This window comes from Streptomyces yaizuensis (assembly GCF_034961445.1).
GTDB classification, from domain to species: domain Bacteria; phylum Actinomycetota; class Actinomycetes; order Streptomycetales; family Streptomycetaceae; genus Streptomyces; species Streptomyces yaizuensis.
The window spans coordinates 16,841-41,882 of the sequence record NZ_BSBI01000013.1 but is presented as its reverse complement, the minus strand read 5'-3'; the positions used below and the strand labels follow the sequence as shown (position 1 = coordinate 41,882).

The 25,042-nt window shown below is 69.1% G+C and carries 20 protein-coding genes; 17 read left to right on the top strand and 3 right to left on the bottom strand.

Annotated elements, in window-relative coordinates:
* Nucleotides 1-78 precede the first annotated feature (78 nt).
* Both SYYSPA8_RS27505 and SYYSPA8_RS27500 read left to right on the top strand, forming a co-directional pair.
* Nucleotides 79-777, top strand: coding sequence for a Mom family adenine methylcarbamoylation protein (locus SYYSPA8_RS27505; protein ID WP_456115172.1), 699 nt, complete (start codon nt 79-81; stop codon nt 775-777).
* A gap of 107 nt (nt 778-884) precedes the next feature.
* On the top strand, nt 885-1,634 hold the full coding sequence (locus tag SYYSPA8_RS27500) for a nuclease-related domain-containing protein (protein WP_323450044.1): 750 nt from the start codon (nt 885-887) through the stop codon (nt 1,632-1,634).
* Nucleotides 1,635-2,063: 429 nt separating this feature from the next.
* Here SYYSPA8_RS27500 and SYYSPA8_RS27495 read toward each other — a convergent pair whose 3' ends face one another.
* Together SYYSPA8_RS27495 and SYYSPA8_RS27490 are read right to left on the bottom strand one after the other, a co-directional pair.
* A complete protein-coding gene (locus tag SYYSPA8_RS27495; RefSeq protein ID WP_323450043.1) occupies nt 2,064-3,245 on the bottom strand; it encodes a hypothetical protein in 1,182 nt (393 codons plus the stop codon).
* A 270-nt stretch (nt 3,246-3,515) separates the two neighbouring features.
* Nucleotides 3,516-4,073 carry a hypothetical protein gene (locus tag SYYSPA8_RS27490; protein WP_323450042.1) on the bottom strand — a complete coding sequence of 186 codons (558 nt, stop codon included), beginning with the start codon at nt 4,071-4,073 and terminating at the stop codon, nt 3,516-3,518.
* 897 nt (nt 4,074-4,970) lie between these two features.
* Between SYYSPA8_RS27490 and SYYSPA8_RS27485 the strand changes: the two genes are divergently transcribed.
* From SYYSPA8_RS27485 to SYYSPA8_RS27465, 5 genes are all read left to right on the top strand, one after another.
* A complete protein-coding gene (locus SYYSPA8_RS27485; RefSeq protein WP_323450041.1) occupies nt 4,971-5,099 on the top strand; it encodes a hypothetical protein in 129 nt (42 codons plus the stop codon).
* Between the two features lie 115 nt (nt 5,100-5,214).
* Nucleotides 5,215-5,496 (top strand): HU family DNA-binding protein, encoded by a 282-nt coding sequence (locus SYYSPA8_RS27480; RefSeq protein WP_323450040.1) that lies wholly within the window; start codon nt 5,215-5,217, stop codon nt 5,494-5,496.
* Nucleotides 5,497-5,678: 182 nt separating this feature from the next.
* Complete coding sequence (locus SYYSPA8_RS27475; protein WP_323450039.1) at nt 5,679-6,416, top strand: hypothetical protein; 738 nt, start codon at nt 5,679-5,681, stop codon at nt 6,414-6,416.
* 435 nt (nt 6,417-6,851) lie between these two features.
* A complete protein-coding gene (locus SYYSPA8_RS27470; protein ID WP_323450038.1) occupies nt 6,852-8,564 on the top strand; it encodes a hypothetical protein in 1,713 nt (570 codons plus the stop codon).
* Nucleotides 8,561-9,112 carry a homeobox domain-containing protein gene (locus SYYSPA8_RS27465; RefSeq protein WP_323450037.1) on the top strand — a complete coding sequence of 184 codons (552 nt, stop codon included), beginning with the start codon at nt 8,561-8,563 and terminating at the stop codon, nt 9,110-9,112. Before SYYSPA8_RS27470 ends, SYYSPA8_RS27465 begins: the two co-directional genes overlap by 4 nt.
* Before the next feature lie 328 nt (nt 9,113-9,440).
* Here SYYSPA8_RS27465 and SYYSPA8_RS27460 read toward each other — a convergent pair whose 3' ends face one another.
* On the bottom strand, nt 9,441-9,839 hold the full coding sequence (locus tag SYYSPA8_RS27460) for a hypothetical protein (protein WP_323450036.1): 399 nt from the start codon (nt 9,837-9,839) through the stop codon (nt 9,441-9,443).
* Between the two features lie 832 nt (nt 9,840-10,671).
* On the opposite strand from SYYSPA8_RS27460, the gene SYYSPA8_RS27455 reads away from it, so the two are divergent.
* The 10 genes from SYYSPA8_RS27455 (at nt 10,672) to SYYSPA8_RS27410 (ending at nt 24,613) form a co-directional block, all read left to right on the top strand.
* Nucleotides 10,672-11,229 carry a hypothetical protein gene (locus SYYSPA8_RS27455; protein WP_323450035.1) on the top strand — a complete coding sequence of 186 codons (558 nt, stop codon included), beginning with the start codon at nt 10,672-10,674 and terminating at the stop codon, nt 11,227-11,229.
* Between the two features lie 22 nt (nt 11,230-11,251).
* Complete coding sequence (locus SYYSPA8_RS27450) at nt 11,252-11,953, top strand: ribonuclease H family protein (RefSeq protein ID WP_323450034.1); 702 nt, start codon at nt 11,252-11,254, stop codon at nt 11,951-11,953.
* 406 nt (nt 11,954-12,359) lie between these two features.
* On the top strand, nt 12,360-14,939 hold the full coding sequence (locus SYYSPA8_RS27445) for an MXAN_6230/SCO0854 family RING domain-containing protein (protein ID WP_323450033.1): 2,580 nt from the start codon (nt 12,360-12,362) through the stop codon (nt 14,937-14,939).
* 190 nt (nt 14,940-15,129) lie between these two features.
* A complete protein-coding gene (locus SYYSPA8_RS27440) occupies nt 15,130-15,786 on the top strand; it encodes a hypothetical protein (protein ID WP_323450032.1) in 657 nt (218 codons plus the stop codon).
* A 1,021-nt stretch (nt 15,787-16,807) separates the two neighbouring features.
* The gene (locus tag SYYSPA8_RS27435; protein ID WP_323450031.1) at nt 16,808-17,161 is read left to right on the top strand and encodes a hypothetical protein; all 354 of its coding nucleotides are present in this window, start codon (nt 16,808-16,810) and stop codon (nt 17,159-17,161) included.
* Between the two features lie 513 nt (nt 17,162-17,674).
* Nucleotides 17,675-18,055 (top strand): hypothetical protein, encoded by a 381-nt coding sequence (locus SYYSPA8_RS27430; protein ID WP_323450030.1) that lies wholly within the window; start codon nt 17,675-17,677, stop codon nt 18,053-18,055.
* 47 nt (nt 18,056-18,102) lie between these two features.
* Complete coding sequence (locus SYYSPA8_RS27425; protein ID WP_323450029.1) at nt 18,103-19,068, top strand: AAA family ATPase; 966 nt, start codon at nt 18,103-18,105, stop codon at nt 19,066-19,068.
* The gene (locus SYYSPA8_RS27420) at nt 19,065-20,858 is read left to right on the top strand and encodes a VWA domain-containing protein (protein WP_323450028.1); all 1,794 of its coding nucleotides are present in this window, start codon (nt 19,065-19,067) and stop codon (nt 20,856-20,858) included. The genes SYYSPA8_RS27425 and SYYSPA8_RS27420 overlap by 4 nt, the downstream gene beginning before the upstream one ends.
* 172 nt (nt 20,859-21,030) lie before the next feature.
* Nucleotides 21,031-23,073 carry an NAD-dependent DNA ligase LigA gene (gene ligA, locus SYYSPA8_RS27415; RefSeq protein WP_323450027.1) on the top strand — a complete coding sequence of 681 codons (2,043 nt, stop codon included), beginning with the start codon at nt 21,031-21,033 and terminating at the stop codon, nt 23,071-23,073.
* Nucleotides 23,074-23,326: 253 nt separating this feature from the next.
* Nucleotides 23,327-24,613: an ADP-ribosyltransferase gene (locus SYYSPA8_RS27410; protein ID WP_323450026.1), complete on the top strand. Its 1,287-nt coding sequence runs from the start codon at nt 23,327-23,329 to the stop codon at nt 24,611-24,613.
* Nucleotides 24,614-25,042 lie beyond the last annotated feature (429 nt).

Sequence of the window (25,042 nt, the reverse complement as noted above, 5' to 3'; positions counted from 1 at the left end):
TCCTGAACACCCCATGGATACCGATGACTGAGCCACGTCGGCCGGTACGTGCCTGACGTGGCTGCTTGAAAGATCATCGTGAAGATAAGGCCGGCAGTCCGGTTCGCTTACGGACTGCAGCGTATCGACGAGCCGGCCGGCCCCGACGAGCCCGAAGGCGGACGGCTCCTGGGTGTGCTGTCACTCGGCATTCCGATGAACGGCGCCGTCCTCGACATCTTCGAAGGAACCGGCAGGTACACGGAGACCCTTGAGCTCAACAGGCTCGTACTGCTCGACCGGGCCGAGTCCAACGCCGAATCCTGGCTCTGCTCCAGGGCGTTCAAGGCAGCCGCCCTCCAGGGCATACGCGGGGTCGTCGCCCACTCCGATCCGCAACCCCGTACGCGCCAGACTCCCGACGGGCCCGAGCTGATCAGCCCCGGACACATCGGCCATGTCTACGTCGCCCAGGACTTCCTCTACCTGGGACGCACCCGCCCACGCCGGCTCACCGTCCTGCCGGACGCCACCGTGCTCTCCGACAGGGCCGCGGCGAAGATCCGGCGCGACGAGGTGGGCCACAGAGGGGCGGCGAGACGATTGACGAACCTCGGGGCACCGCCCCGCCAGCCCGGGGAGGATGGCACACGCTGGCTCGCCCGAGCGCTTGAAGCGATCGGCGCCACGACAGTCCACCACCCCGGCAACCACCGGTTCGCCCGAAGCATCGGCAGGCACCGGACACGCCTTGCCTGCACCGCCTACCCGGCCCCGCGCACCACTTCCTCCACCTGACACGGAGGCCAGCAGCGATGGCCGGTCCGGCCGTGGCCGCTGTCCACAGGCCCGGCTCCGCAGCATCACGACCACAGCTCGTCGACCGAATCCGAAGGAGATCCACGATGCCCAGGAAACTCTTCAAGCGCCGAAGTGGCGCCGGTGCGAGCGCCCAGGCCATGGCCGACGCCATCCGCGCCGACGAACGGCACTCCCAGCACCGCACCGCCGCCTGGGCGCTCCCTGCCTCCTTGATCCCGACGGCCGGCGTCGCCTACATCATGGCGGCTGCCACGAACTGGTATGTGGCGTCCGCACTGTTCGCCGTCGTCACGGCCCTGACCCTCCGCCGTGTCTACCGCAGCAAGGTGAGCTCCTGGGCCACCGGCGCCGCCGGCGAGCGGCGCACCCGACGCATCCTCGCCCCGCTCGTCTGGTGCGGACTCGGCCGGTGGGCCGTACTCCATGACCGTCAAATACCCCATTCAAGGGCAAATCTTGATCAGCTGGTCATTGGGTGCTGTGGTGTTGTATATGTTGACACGAAGACCTGGAAGTCGAAGACCTCCAAGGTGCGCATCGATGCCCGCGGAGAACTCTGGTACGGGCGCTACTCGCAGCAGCGTGCCGTCGAGACCGTGATCTGGGAGGCACAGCGCGCCGCAGAAGTACTCGGCCACCCGGTGCGTCCCATCATCGCCGTCCACTATGCCGCCATACCCCCGGGCGGACTAGTCAGCGCCAGCGTCACCATCATCCAGGCCACCGAGCTGCGCCGCCATCTGCGATCCCTGCCCAAGGAGCCCGGCTGGACCCGAATCCGCGTCCGCCAAGCCGCCCTTCTCGCCGATCAGCAACTGCGCCCCGCCGCATGACCCGCCCGCACAGCCCTGCGGTCTGCGCACGCTCTCTTCCTCCGCTGCACCTTGGCTTCGTGCCAGCACCCACCGTCGCCCCGGACCGGCCATTCCGCAGCCGAATCCGGCCGGCCCGGACGACCGCTCGACGGGCCTCTCCAAGCCCTCGAACGTCGAAACCGACGTTCCGCACACGGGGAGCGAACGATGAGCACCGCCATCCTCGACGGGTACCCCACCGGCGGGAGCAGCCGACGGCAGCCACGGGAGCGCCGACAGAGTCATCCGGCAGGCCCGGGTAGCAGCCACTGCCCTCGCGCTGCCCAGGGCAGCGCGGTGAGCCCCCGGGCCCCCTCCTCTCACGAGATCGACGGCCCGGGGCTCCTTCCGGTTCGCAGCTGTTCCTAGGCGCCGGGCCCCTTTCCCCCGGCCGACCGGCGAGGGTGGTCAGGCCGCCTGGCTCAGTGCGCGGTGAGGCGGGCGCCGCTCGACCACCGGTACGGGCCGGCGCGCACCGCCCCCTTGGAACAGGTCGAGGTACTGCTGCTTGCGGCCCCGGTGCCGACGCAGCCTGGACGTGAGCGCGGACTCGTGCTTCCGGAGACGGCTGAGCTTCTCGCGTGCGGCCGCGCGAGTCATTCCGGCACGATGCTTTCCCGCAGCGACGCGCAGGGCCTCTTCGTCCGGCCGGGACAGGTAGTGCAGGGCGAGGGCACGCAGTACCGCTGAGGCCCGGCGGGCAGTGGCCTCCGGCGCTGTTATCGACCTCCGCGGGCCGAGACGGACTTGAGCGGGAAGACGCTCAGGCGAGACGGGGGTGATATCGCCGGACCGACCTCCGTGACTCCACCCCCCACTGAGGCGGACGCCGTTGACGGACGGCTCCCCGGTGCAGTCCCGGAACCAGGACGCGTCCGTCGGCCGACTGTAGGAGATGTAGACGCCCCGCGGCACGGCCTGTGAATGACCGTAGATGTCGGGACCCACGGTGAACATACCTCGGACCCTGCCCCCCTCGACTTCGTAGACCACCCGGCCCGGCAGGACGTTGACCTCCTTCTCCCGGACAGTCAGAACGCCCATCGGAATACCCTCCTGGCCGACGAAGGGAAGGCGCACGGCGGCGGCCGACGCCGCCAGGACGTCCGGTCGGCGGCGCCGGACCAGGCCGGCCACCTGCCTGATGAGAAGCCGGACGGCAGCCCGCTCGCTGCGCACAGCCCGCAGCTCGGCCTCGGCCTTGTCGATGACGCTCTGCTCGTGCCTGACCTGCTCGGGGGCCGCGTGACAAGCAGCGGCACGGACCAGCTCGGCGCGGTCGCTGCGCCGGTTCCACTCGCGGACCACCGCGACGACGATCGCTTCGGTCAGGGTCCGGGCACCGTCGGGGATCCGGCGGGTGACCCCATTGTCGCGCAGGACGACGGCCTGGGAGGTCAGGAAGTAGTCGCGCCGGGAAACCGTGCGAGGGTTGATGGAATCGGTGAACCCGTGGATGCGCACATTGCGTATGACCGGCTCATCCGTCCGGGCGGTATACCAGCCAACATTGTCCACGCCATCGCCGAACTGGACACGCACCGTTCTCGGAACGACGGCGCCGCCGTGGGGCGTCTCGGGAACGATCACCAGCGTTCCCCGGGCGTGCCGGGTACGGAAGGTGTACCTGGTCCGTCCGTGGTCGAGGACATCCGCCTGGACGTGCAGGGTGCCGAAACCGCGCAGGGGCAACTCGGCCGGTGAGCTGGGAGAATCCGGGGCCATGCCTCTCCCTTCGGAGATGAAGTCGGGTGCGGCGCGCTGACATGCTGGCAAGGTGCACGAGGGCCTGCGTGACCGCGCCCGCGAGGGGTTCGAGCAGGATTGGGGTTCGCGCGCCGGAGCGGGCCCGGCGGCAGATCAGGACAGGTCCGGGTCCTGAGTGAGTACCTGCTTGATGCGTCCTGCGGCGTCGGTCACTTCCCAGAGGGCCTCGGTGATGCCAGCGTCGAGCTGTCGTTCGCGGGCCTGGTCAGCAGCGCCCTGGGCTTCGATGGCGTACTCGACGCCGATGCTCCAGGCCGCGACGAAACTGTCCGCAGCGGTGTCCTGCGGCGGGACGCCGGGGATGAGGACCAGGGCCCCCATGTCCAGTGCCCCGTGCCAGCCCGCGTCCTGCAGAGCTCGGGCGTAGGCGGCGGTCACTTTCTCCTTGCGCCGGAAGTCCTCTGAGTCGTCCGGGTTGTAGCGCACGGTGAGGTATGGGGAACCGTGCTCCTGGGCGACTCGCGACAGCAGGATTTCGGTGAGGTCGTGTCCGGCCAGTTCCAGTGTGATGCGTATGGCCGTGATGGCAGGGTCAGCACGTGTGTGGGAAGGGGCGGTCGGCTTCTCCTCTGATGGGATCGTGGGGGTACGGAGTTCTGTCGGCCGCGGGCTCAGGGACAGGCCGGCGTGCCGATACAGGTGACTGCGCACGGAGCTTGGGACGGGCGGAATCGGTGCGTTCGCTGTGCCGGACCTGGCGGTGTGCATCGGCTTGTCGCATACCCGCCGCCGAACCCGGGCTTGTGCCCGTCGTCATGATCGGGACGCTCGATGGCGCCTGATCTGAGAGGTCTCTCCCCGCTCATGGCTTTCGAGCCATCTGACTCAAGGGTGCTGCCCGGCCCAGGTGGGGTGAGCCGGGGCCGGGCAGCCGGAGGAGGGTGGCCGGGCAGGTGGACGGCTGGAGACCACAGCCGCCGGAGCACCTGGAGAAGCTCCGGGCCCTACGCCTCCCTGTGGTCGAAGGCTTTGTACCTCTGGGCGGGAGACCAGCCCGGTGGTGTACAAGCGGGCCGGACCCTGCGCGGCAGCGGGGGAATCCCTGCTGCGGGCGTGCCGGAAGAGCGTCTTGTGACAGACCATGCACGGACCTCCTGTGAGATCCGGCAGCCGGGGACGAAGACTTTGGTGACACCTAAAATATTACGTCAAAGTGGGTTCGAAGTCAACTCCTGGCGGCCGGAAAACTCTGTGGATGCCGCTGGCGCCAAGGCGTGAGTGACTCCTCTTAAGTGACATGAGCTGCGCATCTTTGCGTTCTTCCGGTGAGGTGGATGAGGTGGGAGTGCGTGGCGCACCGATGCCGCCCCAGGTGCTCGCATTGCACGTATAGTTTTACAAAAAAGCAGAATACTGGTACAGTCTTAACTGTCAGCCGCACAGGGTGACGCCCCGAGGGCCTGGGGCCCCATCCGTGCGCCGTGGGGCCGCATGGGATCCCCCCGGCTCGCCGGAACCAGTTCGAGGGGTGTGAGCGTTGTGAAGCGAGCAGGGGAGCGCGGTACGGCGGGGGCTTCCGGCCTCGTCGCGGCCGGTGCAATCGCATTCGTGGCCGCATCCGTCGCGGCTAGTGCGGGCCATGCGGTCGTCTTCGGCGCCTGTGTGGCGGTGACGCTCACCATCACGGTGTGGCTCGCCCGCGACGCGTGGCACACTCGCAGCCGCCGTAGCCGGTGATCCGGTCAGCCCCCCCCTCGCAGGGCAGGCCCCGCTGCCGTTAGGTGCGGGCGCCGACGCGCGCTGACGGCATCATCCATTCTCAAGATGCCCGACAAGGCTTAGGAGTTATCTCATGAATCGCAGTGAACTGGTGGCCGCGCTCGCCGACCGCGCCAGCGTGACCCGCAAGGACGCCGACGCTGTTCTGTCCGCCCTCGCCGGGACCGTCGGCGACATTGTGGCGAAGGGCGACGAGAAGATCATCATCCCGGGCTTCGTGTCCTTCGAGCGCACCCACCGCGCCGCCCGTACGGCCCGCAACCCGCAGACCGGTGAGCCCCTCCAGATCCCGGCCGGCTACGGGGTGAAGGTCTCCGCGGGATCCAGGCTCAAGGAGGCCGCCAAGGGCAAGTAGTCCGTGACGGTTCGGCCGTAGCAAACGGCCGGTTTCGCTCTGCAGGGGCGGTCGCTGAGACCGCCCCAGCAGTGTTTCCAGGCCGCTGGCGGCAACTGTCAGGGGTCTCCGGACAGCGTGCCAGAGTTTGGGAAAAGCATGGTGAAGATTGGTATCATGGCGCGGCCGCGAAAGGGGACGCCATGGACGAAGCACTCGACACGCTTGAGCGGGAAATGGAGCAACTCCGCCGAGCCGCACGTACCGCGCTCGCCGAGCGGAGCGAGCGGGACATCCAGGACGCCTGCGATCAGCTTCGCCTCGCGGAGAGCGCCTGGTACGCCCGAATCGGACAGCCGGCGCCCGCCACCCCCGCCCTGCCACCACGCGGGGGCAAGGAGGAGATGCGGCAGACCCTGAGACTGATCGGCGCACCCGCAGCGCCGAAGGTCATCCGCGCCGTCAGCCTGGCCTTCACCGGCAACGACCTTCCGTGGTCACGCCTGGCGAGCGTCCGGCGCGACGAGGAGCGACGGCACGCCACCAACACGGAGTCCGCCAGCTACATCTGCCCGGCACTGGGCGCGGACACCTTCACCCCCCTGCGCGGTCTCTACGCACTGAGCGAATGGCCCCTCGAACAGCGCCTGCGAACGCCCCTCTCAGCGCGGGCGGACTTCCTCACCATGATCATGAGGATCGCTGCGCACGAGCAGAGCGCGACCGCCTCCGTACGCGCACTCCTACAACGCCTGGCAGACGAGATCCCTGGCACCACAGCGAACGAGTCCGCCTCGATCACGGCGGACCTCATGCAGACAGCGGAGACCGAGCTGCGCACCATCGCCCCCGACGACCAGGCCCGGCGGACCGCCGCGGCACAAGTCGCCCGGCGTGAGCTCAACCCGTTCCAGCAGATCTTCGGAGCCCCCCGTGACTGACCTCCCGCAGCCGAGTTGAACTGAGCAGGAAGGAAAGGCGAAACGATGACGGCAGTACGCCTGGGAGGCTGCGGGGGATGCGCGGGCACCACCCGGCCCGGCTACAACTTCGTACACGAAGAGCAGGCCGGCCAGTGGACATCGTTCTGGAAGCGCTGCCCCAGGAAGTGCACCGTGCAGTCACGCGCTGCGGAGATCCAACGCCAGCAGAACCTCCGCGACCAGCGTGAGGCCGCAACACCCGCAGAGCCCGCACCCTCGACGGCCCCGGCCCCGCAGGTTCCGCGCCACGAGGCCGCTCCCCGGCCCGAAGCCCCGTACCGCGACCGCCCGGCAGCTCCCCACCGCGCGACCACCCCATCGCGAATGAGAACGGCCGTCCCTGCAGAGACAGCAGCCCCGGCGCCGAGCCGTTGGCCGGCCGTCGCCCTGGACATGGGACCGGACGGCTGGAAGCTGGACATCGCCCAGTTCCCGCCCCCTGCGGGCAAGAAGCTGACCGACTGGTTCGCCTGGCTGGGCACCGGCCTGCCCGTACGGGTCAACCGCATCCACGACGCTGGCCGCAACGGGGACGGCAGCATCTGCCTCTCCGCAGCCACCCTGAAGGCGCTCGGACTGCCCGCAGCCCTTCCCAGCACGGACAAAGCCCGCGCCCAGCTCCACAAGAAGCTCGCCACCGTCGCGGCCAGTGCCGGCATGGAGCTCTCGGACGAAATCGGCCCGACCATACACGTCTTCCGCCGCAAGGGAGCACCGGGCGGACCGAAGACCTCGGTCCGCATCGTCATCACACCATGGCTGGGCCAGGGCTCGGATAAGCAGAAGGCCACCAACGAACAAGCAGCCCGACTCGCTTCCCTCTCCGGACAGCCCGACGCAGCGACGCTCGCACGCCGCATCCGCACCTTCGTCTCCGACCTCGGCGTTGCGCCCGGCTCCACCCCGGCAACAACGGGCATGCTGCTCCTCGACGCGGTGCGCCCACGGAAGCAGTGGATCCAGAACGAGGACACCGGCGAATGGGAGCCGCAGCCGCGCGACGGTTCTCTGCCCTCGGGCGATATCACCATCGCCCCGGCCGCAGGTGCCCGTCACCCCCTCACCCGTGCCCTCGTCGAGAAGAACGAGGCGGTGTGCCAGGAGGAGGACTTCAAGTTCTGGGCCCGCCCCCTGACAGAGGACGAGAAGGCGATGCCGTACGCGGTTGTCGTCGACACCTGCGCCTCCTACCTGTCCGTGACGGGAACCCTGAGCCTGCCCGTCGGCCCGCTCGAATACCACACCGAACCGCGTTGGGACCCCAAGACCGCCGGCCTGTGGTGGTGCGATTTCAGCCAGGTCGCCGTCGACGAACTCCTGCCGCACCCGGCAACCTTCCACGGCCAAACGCCCCAGGGCCCCAGCTGGTACGCGACACCCACCGTCGCCTACATGGTCACTGAGTACAAGTACGACCCCGCCGGGATCACCGACGCCTACCTGTCCACGCACACCGTGCCCCTCCTCAAGGAGTGGACCGGACGCCTGCGCGGCGGCTACAAGCGGACCTACGCCGAGCTCGGACTCATCGACGGACAGGACTCGCAGGACTTCCTCGACGCCTACGCCGCCCACAAGAAGACCACCGGTGACCCGGACGCGACGGACGCCCTGCTGCTCGCCACTCTCTACAAGGAGATCTACAAGGGTGGCATCGGCAAATGGACCGACAGCGCCCGCAGGTCCATCGAAGACGACGAGGTGTGGCTGCAGAAAGTCGCCGCCACGTGGCACTACCGGCCAGAACTGCGCTTCCACATCATCGCCGCCGCCCGCATCGCGGCACACCGGCGCATGCGCAAGACCTGCAAGCTGACCGGCCGAGCCCCGTTCGCGGTCAACGTCGACGCCTGCTTCTACGCGGCCACCGAACCCACCCCGCATGAGCTGCTCGCCTTCGCGGAGACCGGGAAACCCGTCCCCGGAACGCTCAGGCTCGGCATCGCGCCCGGGTCGTCCAAGCACGAGTCGAGCATCCCCATGGAAGCAGTCATCGCTGCGATGGACGCCGGAGACCATCCCTCCCGCCTCGCACACGACTTTGCCACCGACGGGCAGGCCGTGGGCGAGGACGGCCAGGAGGACCCGGAGGAGACGCCGTCATGACCGCCGACGAATCGAAGAAGGGCACGATCGCCCGGTTCCGGGAATGTCTGTTCCGCGGAAGAACTCCCGTGCGCACCACCACCCAGACCGCCCACGTTCTGGAGCGGAAGTACGGAGGCAACCGACAGGCCATAGCTGCCGCATACGGGGTCACCCCGAGGACCGTGGGCCGGTGGCTGCAGGGCACCCGCACCCCACAGGGTGACCACGCCGAGCGGCTCCGCGCGGAAGCGGCCGAGGTCCAGACCACGGAGCGCGGACGGGAACGCAGGGCACGCCAGATCGAGAAGGCCCAAGCTGGGGCCAACGCGGAGGTCAGCCGGGCCACGACGTTCGACATCCGCGGCTCCAGCGCCGTCCGATCCGGCTACGTTCCGCTGCGGCTGTCGGCCAACGAAGTGGCCGCTCTCACGCGGTCCGACTCGGACGCCGGAGCGCAACAGATCATCGGCGAGGCGATCGCCAGGTACTTCAATGCCGGTGGGGGATACGCTGGGTTCCACTGGGACGACTTCGACTGGGCACCCGAGGACTTCCGGCTCACCTGACACAACAGCAGGAGCAACACCACTGCACAGCACAGCCGGTGTCGCGCCCCGAGCCGCCGCAGGCGCCGAACTGCCCTGCGCGAAGTCGACCGCGAGGGGCCGCGGGGTGGCCGGGAGCTCTGCGCCGTGCTCGCGGACTAGCGACGCGACAGCTCCTTCCGACGAGCGGAAGGGTGCGTCGAGGCAGGCAGCAGTCCAGCTGCCGTCATCGGCCGCGTCCGCAGTTCAAGTGCCAGGTCAAGCATGAGACCATGGCGGCCGCACACGTCGGCCGCGGTCACCTGCCCCCGCCGCCGAGGTCACGTACGGAACGGATTACCGAACCGAGCTACGTCGCCGTTGCCCAGCAGTGCGCGGCCGACCGGCCAGGGCTACGGTCGGCCAGCTCCGAGAGCGCCGCTTCGACCGCCATCGCGGCAGCACGCAGCGGCCTCGACAGCGCCAGCAATGCGGTGACCGCGCCGGAGAGCCGCTCGTGGGCACGGCGGAGTGCCGCCACGGCTTCGTCACCCTCCTGGTGCGCGGAGAGTCGCCCGGCGAATCCGCCGGGCAGAGGAGCTCGTGCGGAGGCCGTGGTTACACCGAGAAGGTCCCGGGCCTGTTCGACGAGGGGCAGCAGTTCGACCCGAGGGAAGTTCATCCACTCGTGCGCGTCGCCCTGGAGAGTGTCGCGCAAGGTGCGGGCCGGTGCGCGGACGCGTCCAGGAGACTGATCGTCAGCTGGCACTCGGTCATGCACCCGGTGCGCCCCGGTCCCGTACCCGACGCTCGGCGGTCAGTCGGGCCTGCCTGAGGAGCATGCTCAACTGACGGAACGCTAATTTATCAACCAGGGAACCTAGAATCAAAAGCTAAGTGTCGCTGAGTGGGGTGGCCCCTGACCAGGCCAGCCCGCCGGCGGGGATGACGGGCGTTCCGAGGCAGTCCGAGTTGATCGCGCTGGTGGCCGTGAGAGAGCTGGCGTGGCACGGAGGCGAGGAGAGTCCCGGCCCGTCCCGCACTACCGCGACGGATCCCGATGCAGGGCCGAGGAGCTCTTTTCTGGCCAGGATCGCCCCGGCGTCACTGCTCCGTCCGGGCCCGAACCGGACAGCGCCACGGAACCGAGCCGAGGGGGCCTCGGCGGCATTGGGCCCTCCGCCGACGGAACCACCCTGAGGGGACAGCGCGCCGTAGCCGGCGAACGGAGGTGCGCCGGACTGCCCGGCCGGAGGACTGTGACGCTTCGTAATGGCAGGTGCAGCCAGCCTGGTTGCCGAACCGGACCGCCGTCATGGCCACTCAGCCGCGCCGCCGAAGGCATCCCGTGATCGTTCATCTCCGCCGGTGCTGCGGCGTCACACCCGCTGTACGGAAGCCGGGGTGTCCCCGTGCCCGGCTCTGTCCACAGGGCCGACTTCCTAGGCTCCCGGAACCAGCCCCACAGCAGAAGGAGCCCGATGAACTCCGCATCCCCGCCGACAGCATCATCCGAACGCCCCGACGCCCCGAACAGCCGCTGGAGTCGAGTCCGCGGCTGGTGGGCCGACAGTCGGCTCCGAAGCCGCTGGGACGACATCGTGGACACCCTCTACGAGTCCGCGCCCTCGGCAATCGCTCTCATGCGGACGGCCGTCGTCGTGATCGCGCCGTTCGCGGCGCTGTACGTCACGATGACGCTGCTTCTCGCGTGGGTCGAAGCAGCAACGGCAACCCCGGACCGCACGGGCCTGCTCGCCGTCCTCACCGAGCCCGTGCGAACGTACCTCGACGGCCAAGCGGCCGCTCTCCCGATCTCTGGCGAAACCGCCTACAGGGCCTGGCAGTTCTCGGGCTGCGCCGCCTTCCTGCTCGCCGCCTGCCGACGCGGCTCCGGACGCGCCATCTGGGGCCTGTGGGGCGCCGCCTCCGTGGCCATGGTGTGGATGGGAACCCCCGAAACGGGTCGTGCGGCCGCCGCCGGAATCGCGGTCTTCGCCTGGTCCGCAGCAGCGACAGTCGCGTGGCGCGGCCTGAGGCTGCGACGGCCGGCTGGCGAGATTCACCTTCCGGAGCCCCGGATCGACGTCCACCTTCACCAGAGTCCGTCTGTACTCACGCCGTATCGCGTGGACAGCCGCAGCACCTGGTTGAACTGATCGGCCGAGGAGGAAAGCAGATATGACCAGAAAGATCATTGCCGCCTGCGACGGCGCGTCCAAGGGCAACCCCGGGCCTGCGGCCTGGGCCTGGGTGGCTTCAGCGGCCGATGGATCCGTCGCACGCTGGGAGGCCGGGCCGCTGGGAACGGCCACCAACAACGTGGCCGAGCTCACGGCCCTGCTCAAGCTTCTGGAAGCCACCGACCCGGCCGTGCCGCTCGAAGTGCGCATGGACTCGCAATACGCCATGAAAGCCGCCACCACCTGGCTTGCCGGCTGGCGCCGCAGAGGCTGGAAGACCGCCGCAGGCACACCCGTCGCCAACCGGGACCTGGTGATTCAGATCGACCGGCTACTGACCCGCCGCGTCGTCGAATTTGTCCACGTGCGAGCCCACCAGATCGACGGAGATCCCTACAACGCGGTCGCCGACCAAGCCGCGAGCCGGGCGGCCCGAACGCAGCGTTCAGCAGGAACGTCCCTCGGGTCCGCTCCGCCAACTGCCCAGCTACCGCAGACGGCCGACGAGCCACGGCAGAACCGTCCGGACCATGCCCGCACCCGGCGCGGCAGCCGGAACGTCAGGGCGAGGTTCGGCGGAGAGTGCCGCTGCGGAAGGCCGTACAGAAAGGGCGAGCCGATCACCAAGGACCCTTCCGGGTGGGGCCATGTCTCCTGCATCGAGAACGGATCGCCAACCCATGCGACACATAAAAATTGACAAAATGCCTGATGGTAAGTAAATTGATTGCTGTTGTTGGACGCGGCGGTGCACCGCCAACTCCTTGCAAAGCCTGATGCCAGAACACCGGAGATCAGGCAGCGAGCCGAAAATCCGTGCGATTCGCGAAACGCAGCTTGTAGTGTCGGGCTGCGGGGCGGCTCCCCAGCGTGCTTCCTTCTCACCCCTTGGATATGGATTCAGCGCGCTCACTTCCCGCCCCGCACCCGAAGGTCGCAAGCGCACCGCGCTCCACCAGACAATCCCGCCGCGCCCCTCTGCCACCCGGACGGGGCCCCTCGAACCTGACCCCCACGGCACCATAAGAACCCGCGTAGTCCCCGGCCGAACCGGTCGGCGACTACGCCGCGGCCCCCGGCCAACACCGGGCAGGAGAGGAACGGCCATGACGACCACGACTACCCCGACGACCACGTCTAGTCACCGCAGCATCGCAGCGGCCCTCCTGGCGCGTCGCGGCACCGTGTACCTCCCCACCCATGCCGGTCAGCCCACGGTGGACACCCTCGCGGGTGTGGCCCTTCTCGATGCGGATCTCCTGGACCGCGGCTACCTGATGTCGGCAGAGCTCCGCCAGGCCATGGCCGCGCTCGACGTGACGACACTCACCGCCCAGGGCCGCGCCCTGCTGGCGGACATCGACCACGCACTGGGAGCCGACCGGCCACACGTCCCGCTGTTCCGCAACTTTCCGCAGAGCACGCCCTGCGACACGCTGGCCTTCTACACCGACCGGGTCCTGGCGGTCCTCCTCCAGGCGCCGGAACAACCGTGTGTCCTGTGCGGCAGCGACAGCACCGTGCACGCGATCTCCCCGTGCGCGCACCTCATATGCCACGCGTGCTTCGACGGATCGGACATCTCGGCCTGCCCGATCTGCCACCGCAGCATCGACGCCAACGACCCGTTCCTCCGTCCTCAGCGGCCCCGGCGCGCATCCGGCACCGACCGAGGGCTGCCGCACCGCCTCCGCGTCCTCTCCCACGGCGGCGATCACACCGCCCGCACCGCCGACGCCGGACACGAACTGACCACCCTGCTCTCCCGCCCGACAGCGCTGAGCCCACAGGACACGGACCATCTCAGCCTCCTCCTGGAGGCCCGAAACCGCAGAGACCTCTCCTGGCTCCCCGAAACGATCCCCGGCCGCGAGACGAAGGCGCGCACCCTGTCCTGGCTCCTCGCCGACCCGACCGCGTACGACGTGACACTCCCGGCAGCCGCGGCAAGGATCAACACGGCGACCGACGTCCTGCGCCTGCTGGCCGTCCGCTCCGGAGGCGACGCCGGACTGATCGCCATCCCGTTCACCGCCGTTCCCCGGCCCCTGCGCCGCGCGCTGCTCTCGATCCTCGACAACCTCGACACCTCGCTCGTCGCCGAGGACATGCGCCGGCACAGCAAGCCGTGGAAGCAGGCCGCGGAGCGCCTGCACCCCTTCGAACACACGAACCGCTTCCCGAAGGCTGCCCTCGCCTTCGCCGCCCTCCGCGGTTTCCGCCTCACCGGAGACACCCTCTCCACGCGGCTGAGCAACACCGCGAGCGGCATCCCGGCCGCGACGGCAGCCGGCTCCAAGGTCCTCATCACCTCGTGGGCGGCGGAAGTAGAGGGGGCCCTTACCCGCTCCGACATCCTGCGGGCCCTCACGCTGCTCGCGCAGCGCCCGGGTGAACTGCTGCGCCGGCTGGACCACCTGCTGCGCACGGCCGACGACGCCGACATGGTGTTCAGCGCGCTCGTACAAGCCGCGCCCCGCGTGGCCCCGGCCGTCCTGCTCTCCGCGCTCGGCGAGATCCGGAGCCGTACCCGCAAGGGCACCGAGCGCGTGTTCTTCCCGAAGGGAGGCAACGCGAAGGCCCACATCGTCGCCGACCAGCGGGCCCCACTGACCGCCAACGTCGTCGAGCGCGCCGAGGCCATCCTGACCGGAGAAATCCTCAACCGGGCGGGCAAGCTGGAACACGTCGAACTCGCCGTCGTTGACGCCGCACTCGACGGAGTGATCGCCCCGTTCGCGGAGCGCACCGCCTCCCGCGCTCTGGTCACGCTGCCCCGTGGCAGCGAACTGCCGGTTCCCGCCGGACGGACGATCCGCCTCTTCCTGCACTGGATGGAGAGCGACACCTCCGGCCGCACCGACCTCGACCTGTCCACCGCCCTGTACAACGCCAACTGGCAGCACGTCGGAACCTGCGACTACACCAACCTTCGCTTCGCCCGCGCCGCCGCCGTGCACTCGGGCGACCTGACGAGCGCCCCCGCCCCGCAGGGCGCAAGCGAGTTCGTCGACCTCGATCTGGAACAGCTGGCTGCCGCGGGCGTCCGCTACCTCGTGGCCAGCGTCTACTCCTTCAACAACGTCGCCTTCGACGACCTCGGCGAAGCCTTCGCCGGACTCATGCTCCGCGATGAGCCGGGAACCACCGGAGAGGTCTTCGACGCCCGACAGGTCGAGCAGCGCTTCGACCTCACCGGCCAGGCCAGGGCGAGCGTCCCGATGGTCATCGACGTAGCGGCCCGAACCATGCGGTGGCTCGACGTCGCCCAAGGAGTCACCGGGACCCACCACGCGGTGCACCGCTACGCTGACGACCTCGCCACCCTCGGCCAGGGCCTGACCAACCTCTTCACCTCCGGCGCACGCGTCGGACTCGGCGAGCTCGCCACCTGGCAGGCCGCAGCCCGGGCCGACGCCGTGATCGTGCGCCACACCGACGGATCCCACAGCACCTACCGACGGCGCACCGGCGAGACGACCACCGCCTTCGCCAGCCGCCTCGGCACCCCGGCAACCGACGACGCTCCGGACCTGGACATCACCCAGGCCACGCTCACCTTCCTGCTGCGCGGCGACATCACACTCCCGGGCAACAGCGAAGTGTTCGCCCTGCACCCGGCCGGCCTCGACACAGCCCACGTACGGCTGATGACGGCGTCCGACATCGCCACTTCACTCGGGTAGCCACACCTGTGAGCTCACAGCACCGGAGGCACAGCAGCACCGCGCTGCCCCCTCCTTCCGGTGTGCCGACTCCGGACACTCGCCCGAGGAGATCAGACGCACAGGCCGCCCGCGCCCGAGCCAGCAACGGGCAATCACCTGCCTCGACATACCCCCACGAACATGGTCCCCAGGACGTTAAGGTGTGCCCATGACACGCAGCCGTTTCGCCCTCCCCGCAGCTCTCGTGACGGCCCTGGCGCTGACCTCCTGCTCATCATCCGACGACGGGAACGGCAAGGCGGCGAAGGACGCCACGGAACTGGCCCTCACGAAGCAGTTCACGCAAGGGGAGATCACGCAGGCCATCCCGGAAGGCGGCGAGGCGCCTGCAGGTTACGACCTCGGCAACCGAGACAAGGGTCTCCCCGGGACGGCCGACGACTGCACCCACACAGAAGGTGAGAAGCCGGCCGGCTGGACGAGGGGCGGCGACACCGATTACCACTACCAGGGGTCCACGAGCTCCCGGATGATGGACCTGAACATCTGCCAGTTCGACACTGCGGCGAACGCGAAGAGTGCCTACTCCGCATGGACACACCGCGATGGCCTCACCGCACACGAGTTGAAAGCGAAGGCCGGCGACGAGACCGCCTTCCTCCTCAACAGGAAGAGCGGCAGCGCGTACGCCTATGCCCGCTCCGGAACGGTCAACATCGAGGTGAAGATCGAGGACGCCAGCGGTGACGTCACCGACGCCCACGACATGCTCTCCGCGACGCTGAAGCGTCTGCAGCAGGTGCAGGCGGGCAAGAGGCCGACGGCCACCGCTGCGGAAGAGGCCGCCCAGGCCGAACAGCAGTAGCTGAGCCGCCCGTGTGATCGCCGCTGGAGCAGGGCCGCCGGCTCGGCGTCCCCATGGACCACGATCCCCTGCAACAGCCCGGCCCTCCAGCTCTTCCGGCCGAAGTTCAGCCACACGAAGAGCAGCACACCGCCATGCCCGCGGGCAGCGCGAGAGCCCGCCGCCGACCGCTGTGCAGGAAGAGGCCGCTCCCCCTCGCGTGCGGCGGCATCACGCTTTGAGGCGGGATCACCCAGCGCAGGAGGTCCAGCGGCCATAGGGCTGCTCGGGCACCGCGGACGGAACTTCTCCCGGTTCCGGGAGGGCCGGCCCGCAGCATCGTCATCTCGTCCGGCCCTTCGGTGCCAGAGGCACCCACGGGGATAGGGCTGCGCGCGCCGTACGCCGCTCCGGCCCGAGAAACGGTGAGCCGCTGAAGTTTCGGGCGGAACACTCAAGCACCGGGCGACTCCCGGCACCCAGCAGATGATCGTGCCGCGCCACGCCAATGCGTGTATAATCTTAAGTGTCGAAGGCGGGGCTTGTGCCTCCTTCGCGGATGTGGTCGCGCGTAGTCGAGGCGGTGAAATCCCGCAGCTCGCTGTCTGCTTCCGCAAACCGACTTGTGCTGCTGTCCGGCGTGGTCGCCGCCATGCCCGGAAGGCGTTTCGGCTGTTAGATCTCGTTCGTGACCGGACGTGTCACCCCTCGGCTTCCGGGGGTTCGCCGCTGTCGCCGCCAGGTGAAGGGCCCCTTGACCTGGTTTTCCACCGAGGCTCGCGCGGGCAATGCCGAACTCTGTCGTCGTATGGGCCAGCCGTTTCGGTGTGCCGCTCGCCGCCATGGCATGAGACCGCCGCAAGGCACTGCGGAAGCGTTTGGCTGACGGCCGCCTCTGTCCACAGGCCGGCGAAAGCAGAATCCGATCATGGGCGATCGCAGAGAACCACGAAGGCGGGAGAGGCCGGGCCGCACGACGGCCGTGCCCTTTCCGCGACCGTCGTCCGCAGCCTATACACCACGGATCCCGGAGAGGAACCCGATGCTCACTCAGATAGCCGACTCACAGCAGCTGGAACTTCTGTCCGACACCAGCCTGGTGACGCCGGTGCGTACCTCGACGGACACGCGCCTGACGATCACCGAGCAGTTCGTGGCCTTCGACCAGGAGAATCCCTGGGTGTACTCCACTCTGGAGAGACTGGTGAGCGAACGTCTCGCCACAGGTGCCTCACGTATCGGTGTCAAGGCTCTCTTTGAGGCGCTCCGCTGGCAGCTGCCGCACGGGATCTCCGGTCTCAACAACAACTTCACCTCTTTGTATGCGCGAAAGCTGATCGAACATCACCCGGGCTGGGCGTCGGTCTTCGAGCTCCGTCGTCGTCGAACGGCCTGACCCTCGGCGTGCGAGCCAGTCGTTGAGCGCCGATGTCTCATGGCTGTGGAAGCGCCGTGGTGAACGGTGCCGGCGAGATGGCCAAGGCGGGCCGCAGGCTGTTTGGCCCCGTGGGATGCCATTCCCGGCACACTGCGTGGCGTGCCGCTTGAGTCCGTGCCGAGGCCGTCCACCGCGACCCCGGCGAGCCGCTGCTGGTGCCGGGACCTCCTCTGCGAGCGGCCTGCGCGACAACAGCACTCGCATGATCTCGGGGGTGCGTGGACGCGCGCCGCGAGGCGCGCGACCTCAGCTAGAGCACGCCAGCGCCTATCCACGCCGACGAGGCCGAGTGCATCCCGCAGAGGAGCGCATGACGCCAGATGGACACATAAGAATTGACATAAGGCTCCTAATTTGGTAAACTAGGATCTGTTCTTGAAGGGATCCCCCCTCGGCGGCCGTGCTGCGTCGAGCTACGCAGGAACCCCACCCGTGCAATTGCATGGGCCCATGCCCCACGAGGAGATCCGATTGGCTGACTCTGTCGATACCCGTGCCTACGGCTGGGAAATGCACAGCGACGAAGGCAACAGTGACAAGTTCTACAGAATCATCGTCTTCCTCAGCCCGGACCCCGGTGTCATCTACTTCTACGGGGGTCGCGGCAGCCTGGGAGTCGTCGACGTGAAGCCCACGGCAACCGCTGAGGCAGCCATTGCCGAGGCCGTCGGCAAGACCCGCACCAAACAGCGCAAGTACGAGCTGAGCCGCGACTTCACCGTCTTCTCCGTGCCTGCCGACTACGCGAGCCCAAGCAGCCGCAAGGAGAACGCCCACCGCATCGCCCTCCTCTTCGGACAGCAGTCCGACATGGACGGCACGTCCCTCCCCAACGCCGTACCCGTCGCGTAGCCGGACGCCACCACAGCCCACGCCTCTGCCCCGACGTCAGGAGCCCCTTGGCCGCGCTCGCCGAACAGATGAAGCAGAACCTCTACGCTGAGCTGAAGCGCACTACCACCCCGCCGCGCCGCCGCACCGCCTCCGCCCCCCGTGCGGCCGCTCCGCTGCTGCCCCCGATCGGTACCCAGACCAGGCCCAACGGCGAGACGTACCACCCCCGCCTCCTGGGTGGACTGGAAGACCTCGCGTTCCTGCGCGACGCCCGATCCCACCGTGAACACACCCTCATGGTCGGCCCCCCGGGAACCGGCAAGACCGCCATGGCCGAAGCGGCGTTCGCGATGGATGCCTCACCTATGAGTCCCGGCCTCGAAACGATCGTCGGCACAGCCGACACCACCGAGGCGGACCTCCTCGGCACGTTCGTCCAGAACCCCACCACCAGCACGTTCGAATGGCTTCCCGGCCCCCTGATGCGCAGCGTCCTCAACGACGTCCCGCTCCTGGTCGACGAAGTGGCCCTCATCGACCCCCGCGTCCTGAGCGTGCTCTACCCCCTCATGGACGGCCGCGGGGAACTCCGCATTCCGATGAACCCCGCCGTCCCCCCGATCAAGATCGGCCCCGGATGGTTCATCATCGGCGCATACAACCCTGACGTCCCCGGCGCGCACATGAGCGACGCGCTGCTGAGCCGCTTCCACCACCACTTCGAAGTGACGACCGACTGGGATCTGGCGGCCGACCTCGGCGTGCCGGAGGAGCTGATCACCGTCGTGAACAACCTGGAGGACCGCAAGATCCTCGATCCACCCACGTACGAGGGATGGATCCCGCAGATGCGCGACGCCCTGGCTTTCACGACCACCGCCGCCCGCTACGGCACCGCCTTCGCCGTCGCCAGCCTCCTGCGCAAGTGCCCGGCACCCGACCGCGCCGACGTCACCGAAGCACTCGACACGAAGTTCGCAAACGTCACAGCACTGTCGCTCGGCGCCCGCGTCCCGCAGGTCCGCCAGTGATCACCACCGCGGACAACCAGTCCGCCCCGCAGGACATCGACACCGACCTCACCGCCGCGCGCAAAGCCCTGGCACGCCGTCTCGGCAGCATCATCAACGAGATGTCCGACCGCAACGACGTCCTGCTGGACATGGTCTGGGACCGCTCCGAGACCGCCGAAGCCGCATGGTTCAACCCCCAGATGATCCGGGTCACCGTCAACGGATCGATCGCACTCGACGACGACACCCACCCCGACGACGTCGACCCGCTCACCATCTCCGGCCGCCGCCACCACCCGGTCATCATCGGTATGACCGCGCACGAAGCTGGCCACGCGCGCAGCACTCGCTGGAACACCTGGCCCAACACGACGGGACGCGCCCTCATGAAGGCGGCCGTCCTCCTGGAAGAACCACGCATCGAAGCACGACACATCCAGGAACGCCCCCGTGACCGGGTCTTCCTGCGAGCCATGGCACGCCACATCCTGATGCCCGTCCAGTCCAACCACACCCCGGTCGGGAACCGCTGGCAGGCCGCCACAGCGACAGCCCTGATCCTCGGACGAGTCGCGGCCGGCGTCCTCACCCGAGAAGAGGCCGAACCGGTCCGGGAGGCCGCGGAGAACGTCCTCGGCACCTCCGATCTCGCAGCACTCACCAACCTGCTCCAGGAGACACTGGAACTCACCGACGGCGATCAGGACGCACTGCTGGACATCGCCCGCCGCTGGGTCGAAGTGATCGGAGCCGACGAGGACCAGGACCTCCCCGGAACCGGTTGCGCAGCCGGAGACCCGGCCGATACCGACAACCGGCCCCCGCACGACCCGAACACCTCCGACACGCTCGCCATCCTCGTGACCGCCGTCGTCGAAGCAGCCTCCACAGCCGCCCAGATCTCGACCGGGGCACTCATCGACCCGGAGAAGGAGCACCGCAACGAGCGGGCGTCCGCGCGCCGGGCCGCACACCGCAAGGCCGAGTCGACAGCACGCGACGACGCTCAGAAGTCCGCCCTTCGCGTGTTCGCCCCCGCTCCATCGGCAGCGGGCATCCCGCCCCGGAGCCCGATCAGCGGCCGCCGCGCCCCCACCGCGCCCGAGCGCGCCGCCGCCCGCCGGCTCGGCGAGGCACTGCGCAAGGCCCAGTTCCGCGAACCGACCCGCCTGCGCGTACCCTCCACACTCCCGCCGGGACAGCTCTCCGGCCGCGACGCGATGCTCGGAGCCGCCCAGCGCTCCATGGGACTACCCATCACCGCACGTCCCTTCCGCACGATGGTGCGCAAGCCCCACGACAACCCTCCGGTCTTCGTGGGCGTCGCGGTGGACGTATCCGGTTCCATGGACGCCTACACAAGGATGATCGCCTCGACCGCGTGGACGTTCGCGCACGCCACCCGCACCGTGGCCGGCACATCGGCCACGGTCGCGTTCGGCTCGGACGTCACCCCCATCGTCCGCCCGGGCCAGGCCCCCGCCAAGGTCACAGAGTTCCAGGCCAACGACGGACGGCACCGCTTCACGGAGGCAGCCCGCGCACTCGACGGCGCTCTGGGCCTGGCCACCCGACCCGGAGCCCGGCTCCTGGTCATCGTGTCCGACGGCCACTGGGAGCCAGCCGAGCGGCAGACCGGTGCCCGTGCAGTCCACCGCCTGACCGAAGCAGGCGCCCACGTCCTCTGGTTCTGCCTCGACCCGAACTCCGCCGTACTCCCCGGTGCCCACCGCATCGACATCGCCGCAGTCTCCGAGATCCCCACCGCGCTGAGCACAGCCCTCATCGCCGCCCTCCGCACGGCGTAGCCCGCCCTGCCCGCCCCGGAGACCCACCCAAACGCTCTACGGGACCCCCTCCACCCGCCACGCCGGACCACCGCCCGCCAGCAGGGACGAGCGCCCACAGAACACTCCGCTCACCGTCCGCGCCTGGCCCGGCTTCGCCAGCAATGTCAGACCCCTACGCAAGGATCACCTCATGACAACCGCACCCACCGCACCCCTGACCAGCACCGATGACTACAACGCCGCGGTGGAGGCCGCCCTGTCCGCCAACGCGGCCTACTACACCGACGGAACCAGCGCCCTCGACGACCCCTCCTACGACGCGCTGATCCGCCAGCTCCAGGACTACGAAGACCACCACCCCGAGCACATCCGATCCGACTCCCCGGTCGGAAAGGTCGGCGGGGGCGCAGCCCCGACCGGCGACGTCGCCCACACCGTCCCGATGCTGTCCCTCGACAACGTCTTCGATGCCGAAGGGCTGACGAAGTGGGGCGCCTCCCTGGCACGCCGCCTCACCGGCCCGGTGCACGGCGGCTACGCCGTCGAGCCCAAGCTCGACGGCGCAGCGATCGCCGCCCGTTACCGCAACGGCCGCCTGGTCCAGCTCGTCGGCCGCGGAGACGGCATCCACGGCGAGGACCTCTCCCACGCCATCGGCAGCATCGTCGGCCTGCCCGAGCGGCTGTCCGTCGACACGACCGTCGAGGTCCGCGGTGAAGCCCTGCTGACCCGGGCACAGTTCGAGGCCGCCAATGAGCAGCGCCGGGAGCACGGCTCGAAGGTGTTCTCCAACGCGCGCAACGGGACGGCGGGAACCCTGCGCGGGGCGAAGTCCCGCGACTACACCATCGAGACGACGTTCTTCGCCTACGGAGCGGTCACCTTCGACGGGGTCGACATCCTGCGAGGCGAGACGCATGAGGCCGTGATGGCCCAGGTCGATGCGCTCGGCATTCAGACCACGGCCGCGACCGAGGCGGGACTGCGGGTGTACGAGACGCTGGCCGAAGCCCACTCCCGCGTCGAGGAGATCAACGCCCTGCGCGCCGAGCTGCCCTTCGGTATCGACGGTGTGGTCATCAAGGCCAACAGGTTCGACGAGCAGCAGACGGCCGGTTTCGCCACCCGGCACCCGCACTGGGCCATCGCCTACAAGCTGCCCGCGTCCGAGGCCCAGACCAAGCTGATCGGCGTGGAGTGGAACGTCGGGCGCACGGGCGTCATCGCTCCGAGGGCCGTGCTGGAGCCTGTCGAGGTGGACGGCAGCACCGTGCGATACGCCACTCTGCACAACCCGTCGTTCATCGCCCAGAGCGGCATGATGCTCAACGACATCGTGATGGTGTGGAAGGCCGGGGACGTCATCCCGCGCATCGAAGCCCCGGTCGTGAACCTGCGCGGTGCCGACGCGACGCCGATCATCCTCCCCGATACCTGCCCCAAGTGCGGTGGGGACATCGACAAGTCCGGCAAGCGCTGGGAGTGTGCCAACGGCACCGGAGGCGGCTGCGGCCTGCTGGCCGCCCTCACGTACGCCGTCAGCCGGGACCAGCTCGACATCGACGGCCTGGGCGTCACCTTCCTGGAAGCCCTCGTCGAGAACGGTGCGGTCAGCGATGTCGCGGACCTGTTCACCCTCACCCGCGAGCAGCTGGTGGCGGCGGCCCGCAGCGTGAAGCGCGCGGACACCCTGCTGGAGCAGATAGCCGCGGCCAAGGAGAAGCCCCTCAACCGCGTCTTCTGCGCGCTGGGCATCGTGCGCACCGGCCGGACCCTCTCCCGCGAGATCGCCCGGCACTTCCGCACGATGGACGCGATCCGCGCAGCCGATGTCGACGCACTGGCCGCCGTCCCGAAGCTCCCCGCAGCCAACGCCCCCAAGATCGCGGCCCACATCGCCGCGATGGGCGAGGTCATCGACAAGCTGGCCGCCGCCGGGGTCAACATGAGAGAGCCCGTCACCGAAGACGCCGCCACCGGACCGCTCACCGGACAGATCGTCGTCGTCACCGGCGGCATGCGCGAAGCACTGGCCAAGTTCACCAACCGCAACGCCATGAGAGAACTCATCGAGAACGCGGGTGGGACCTCCTCGGGCAGCGTGTCGAAGAAGACCACGATCCTCGTCGCGGGAGCGAACGCCGGCTCCAAGCTGGCCAAGGCGAACGAGCTGGGCATCACGGTCCTCAACGAGGAGCAGTTCGCCGAGAGGGTCGCCGACTACCTCGGCTGATCTCCTCTCTCCCGTCGGAGGGGCGGGGGGCCCCCCCCCCGGGGCGCCCCCCCCCCCCCCCCGGGCGGGGGGGGGGGGCGCCCCCGCCGGGGGGCGCCCCGCCCCTCCGACGTTCCCCTGGCCGCTGTCCACAGGCTGCCCGCTCCAGGCTCGGGGCTTGCTCGCGCGTGCGAGCAGCGGCGGGAGAGGAGCCAGCAAGGTGTGCAGGTCCAAGTCCAGGGGCGGTAGGCGGTGTACGTCCTCCCACCCGGCCATGCGGTCGGCCAAGAGAGCCGCGTCTAAGCAACTCGGCGAAACCGTAGCCGCTGCCGGGGAAGGGCACCCGGCCCAGAACGCCTTCAGTAACGCCCAGGAATGGGCCGCCCGGACCAAGGAGGCCATCGAGGCCGGCGACGACGGCAAGGCCGCGATGTTCGCGGACAACGCCAAGCGGTGCGCGAGGGCGACCCGCTCCCTGCTGCGGGGCAAGCGCCCGAAAGACCGGTACCCGGACGCGTCCGACGACACTCTTCTGCACGCGCCCGTTCCCGTACCCCCGCCGGAGGAGGACCGCACGGCCCGCGCCCTCGCCGGCGCTGCCGGCATCGGCGGGCGCGCCCGGGTCATGCCGCCCCGAGAGGACGGAGGACGGACCGCTGCGTGGAACGACAAGGACTTCGGCGGGGCGGCCACCGTCTACCCGGGAACAGGCGACGATGCTCCGCACGCGAGGGTCGTCTTCCACCGCCTCGACCGTGATCGCTACCAAGCGCTGGCCGACTCACCCTGGCCGTACCGGGTCGAGAACGGCCAGGTCATCTACGACCGCGTACCCGCTGACCACGCCGAGCAGATTATCCGCGCCGCGAGGTCCTGCCGTCCCGCGAAGCCCTGGGAGCGGCACGGGTTTACCGACAATCCGAACCGGAACGTTCTGCACGGAGAGCAGGCCGACCGGCTTGTCCCCGAATCACAAGAGTGGGCAGCCGGCCTCACCCTGGAGCAGCGCAAGTGGGTGAAGTCCTACACGGGCATGTCCTACCACGCGATCAACAAGCATCTCTACGAGGGCAGAAGCCTTGACGAAGGCGCCGGCGGAATCCCCACGCCCATGCGTGAGGTAACAGGCCACTTGGACTCCGCCATCGCCTCCGCAGGCGTCTCCGACACCCAGCACCACGTCTTCCGCGGCTTCACACCTCCCATGGAGGTTCGCAGGGAACGCCGGGTGGCATCGTGGGTGCGGGAGAACTTCGCGGTAGGCTCCCGCTACCGGGACGACTCCTACATGTCGGTGACTCATTGTCCGCGTGTGGCAGCAGAATTCACCGACGACACTTCGGACTCCGGCTGGGCAGACTACGGCGTGGTCTTCGAGTCGGTCACCCGGCGGGGCGCTGCTCTCGCAGAAGTGTCGATTTTCGATAACGCCGAGCGTGAGCGCCTCATGCCGCGTGGCGCCGAATGGGTGGTGGTCGGTGTGCAGGAAGGGGTGAAGGTAGACGGCAAGGCGTGCATGGTCGTGCAGATGGCCGACGCCAAGGACGCCCACCGCTACTGAAGGCAGACGGCGGCCCGCCTCCCGGCGCCCGCGCGCATCAGTCAATACCCTCCGGCGTGCCGGGAGGATCTGGACATGGCGCTCCTGCCCGGGTGAGCGCACGGAGACAATGCTCGATGCATCGGGAGCGAGGAATCTTGGTCGATTCCCGTTCCCACCGGGCCCTCGACGCTCCTGGCCCGGCGCCGTCGCCGATCCTGCTGGACCAGTCAGACAACACCCACCGGCCGGTTGCTCTGTGACACGCGGACTCCCGCTCGATCGCTCCGCCGCATGACCGGTCCGGGTCAGCCGCGGCAACCGCCGCTACGTCACGCCGCGTCGCGCCCCGTCCCGCCGGAGTCTGGGCGGCGGCCCGGCCGGACGGAAGGGCTGTGCCGGGCACTGGCCGAGGTCGGAGAGGTCAGTGCCGCCCGCGCCTGAATGCCC

What these genes read in the sequence shown, in the direction of transcription:
- SYYSPA8_RS27500 (WP_323450044.1), top strand. Translation starts at nt 885, where the DNA reads ATGCCCAGGAAACTCTTCAAGCGCCGAAGTGGCGCCGGTGCGAGCGCC.
- SYYSPA8_RS27480 (WP_323450040.1), top strand. Translation starts at nt 5,215, where the DNA reads ATGAATCGCAGTGAACTGGTGGCCGCGCTCGCCGACCGCGCCAGCGTG.
- SYYSPA8_RS27475 (WP_323450039.1), top strand. Translation starts at nt 5,679, where the DNA reads ATGGACGAAGCACTCGACACGCTTGAGCGGGAAATGGAGCAACTCCGC.
- SYYSPA8_RS27470 (WP_323450038.1), top strand. Translation starts at nt 6,852, where the DNA reads ATGGGACCGGACGGCTGGAAGCTGGACATCGCCCAGTTCCCGCCCCCT.
- SYYSPA8_RS27465 (WP_323450037.1), top strand. Translation starts at nt 8,561, where the DNA reads ATGACCGCCGACGAATCGAAGAAGGGCACGATCGCCCGGTTCCGGGAA.
- SYYSPA8_RS27450 (WP_323450034.1), top strand. Translation starts at nt 11,252, where the DNA reads ATGACCAGAAAGATCATTGCCGCCTGCGACGGCGCGTCCAAGGGCAAC.
- SYYSPA8_RS27445 (WP_323450033.1), top strand. Translation starts at nt 12,360, where the DNA reads ATGACGACCACGACTACCCCGACGACCACGTCTAGTCACCGCAGCATC.
- SYYSPA8_RS27440 (WP_323450032.1), top strand. Translation starts at nt 15,130, where the DNA reads ATGACACGCAGCCGTTTCGCCCTCCCCGCAGCTCTCGTGACGGCCCTG.
- SYYSPA8_RS27435 (WP_323450031.1), top strand. Translation starts at nt 16,808, where the DNA reads ATGCTCACTCAGATAGCCGACTCACAGCAGCTGGAACTTCTGTCCGAC.
- ligA (WP_323450027.1), top strand. Translation starts at nt 21,031, where the DNA reads ATGACAACCGCACCCACCGCACCCCTGACCAGCACCGATGACTACAAC.
- SYYSPA8_RS27410 (WP_323450026.1), top strand. Translation starts at nt 23,327, where the DNA reads ATGCGGTCGGCCAAGAGAGCCGCGTCTAAGCAACTCGGCGAAACCGTA.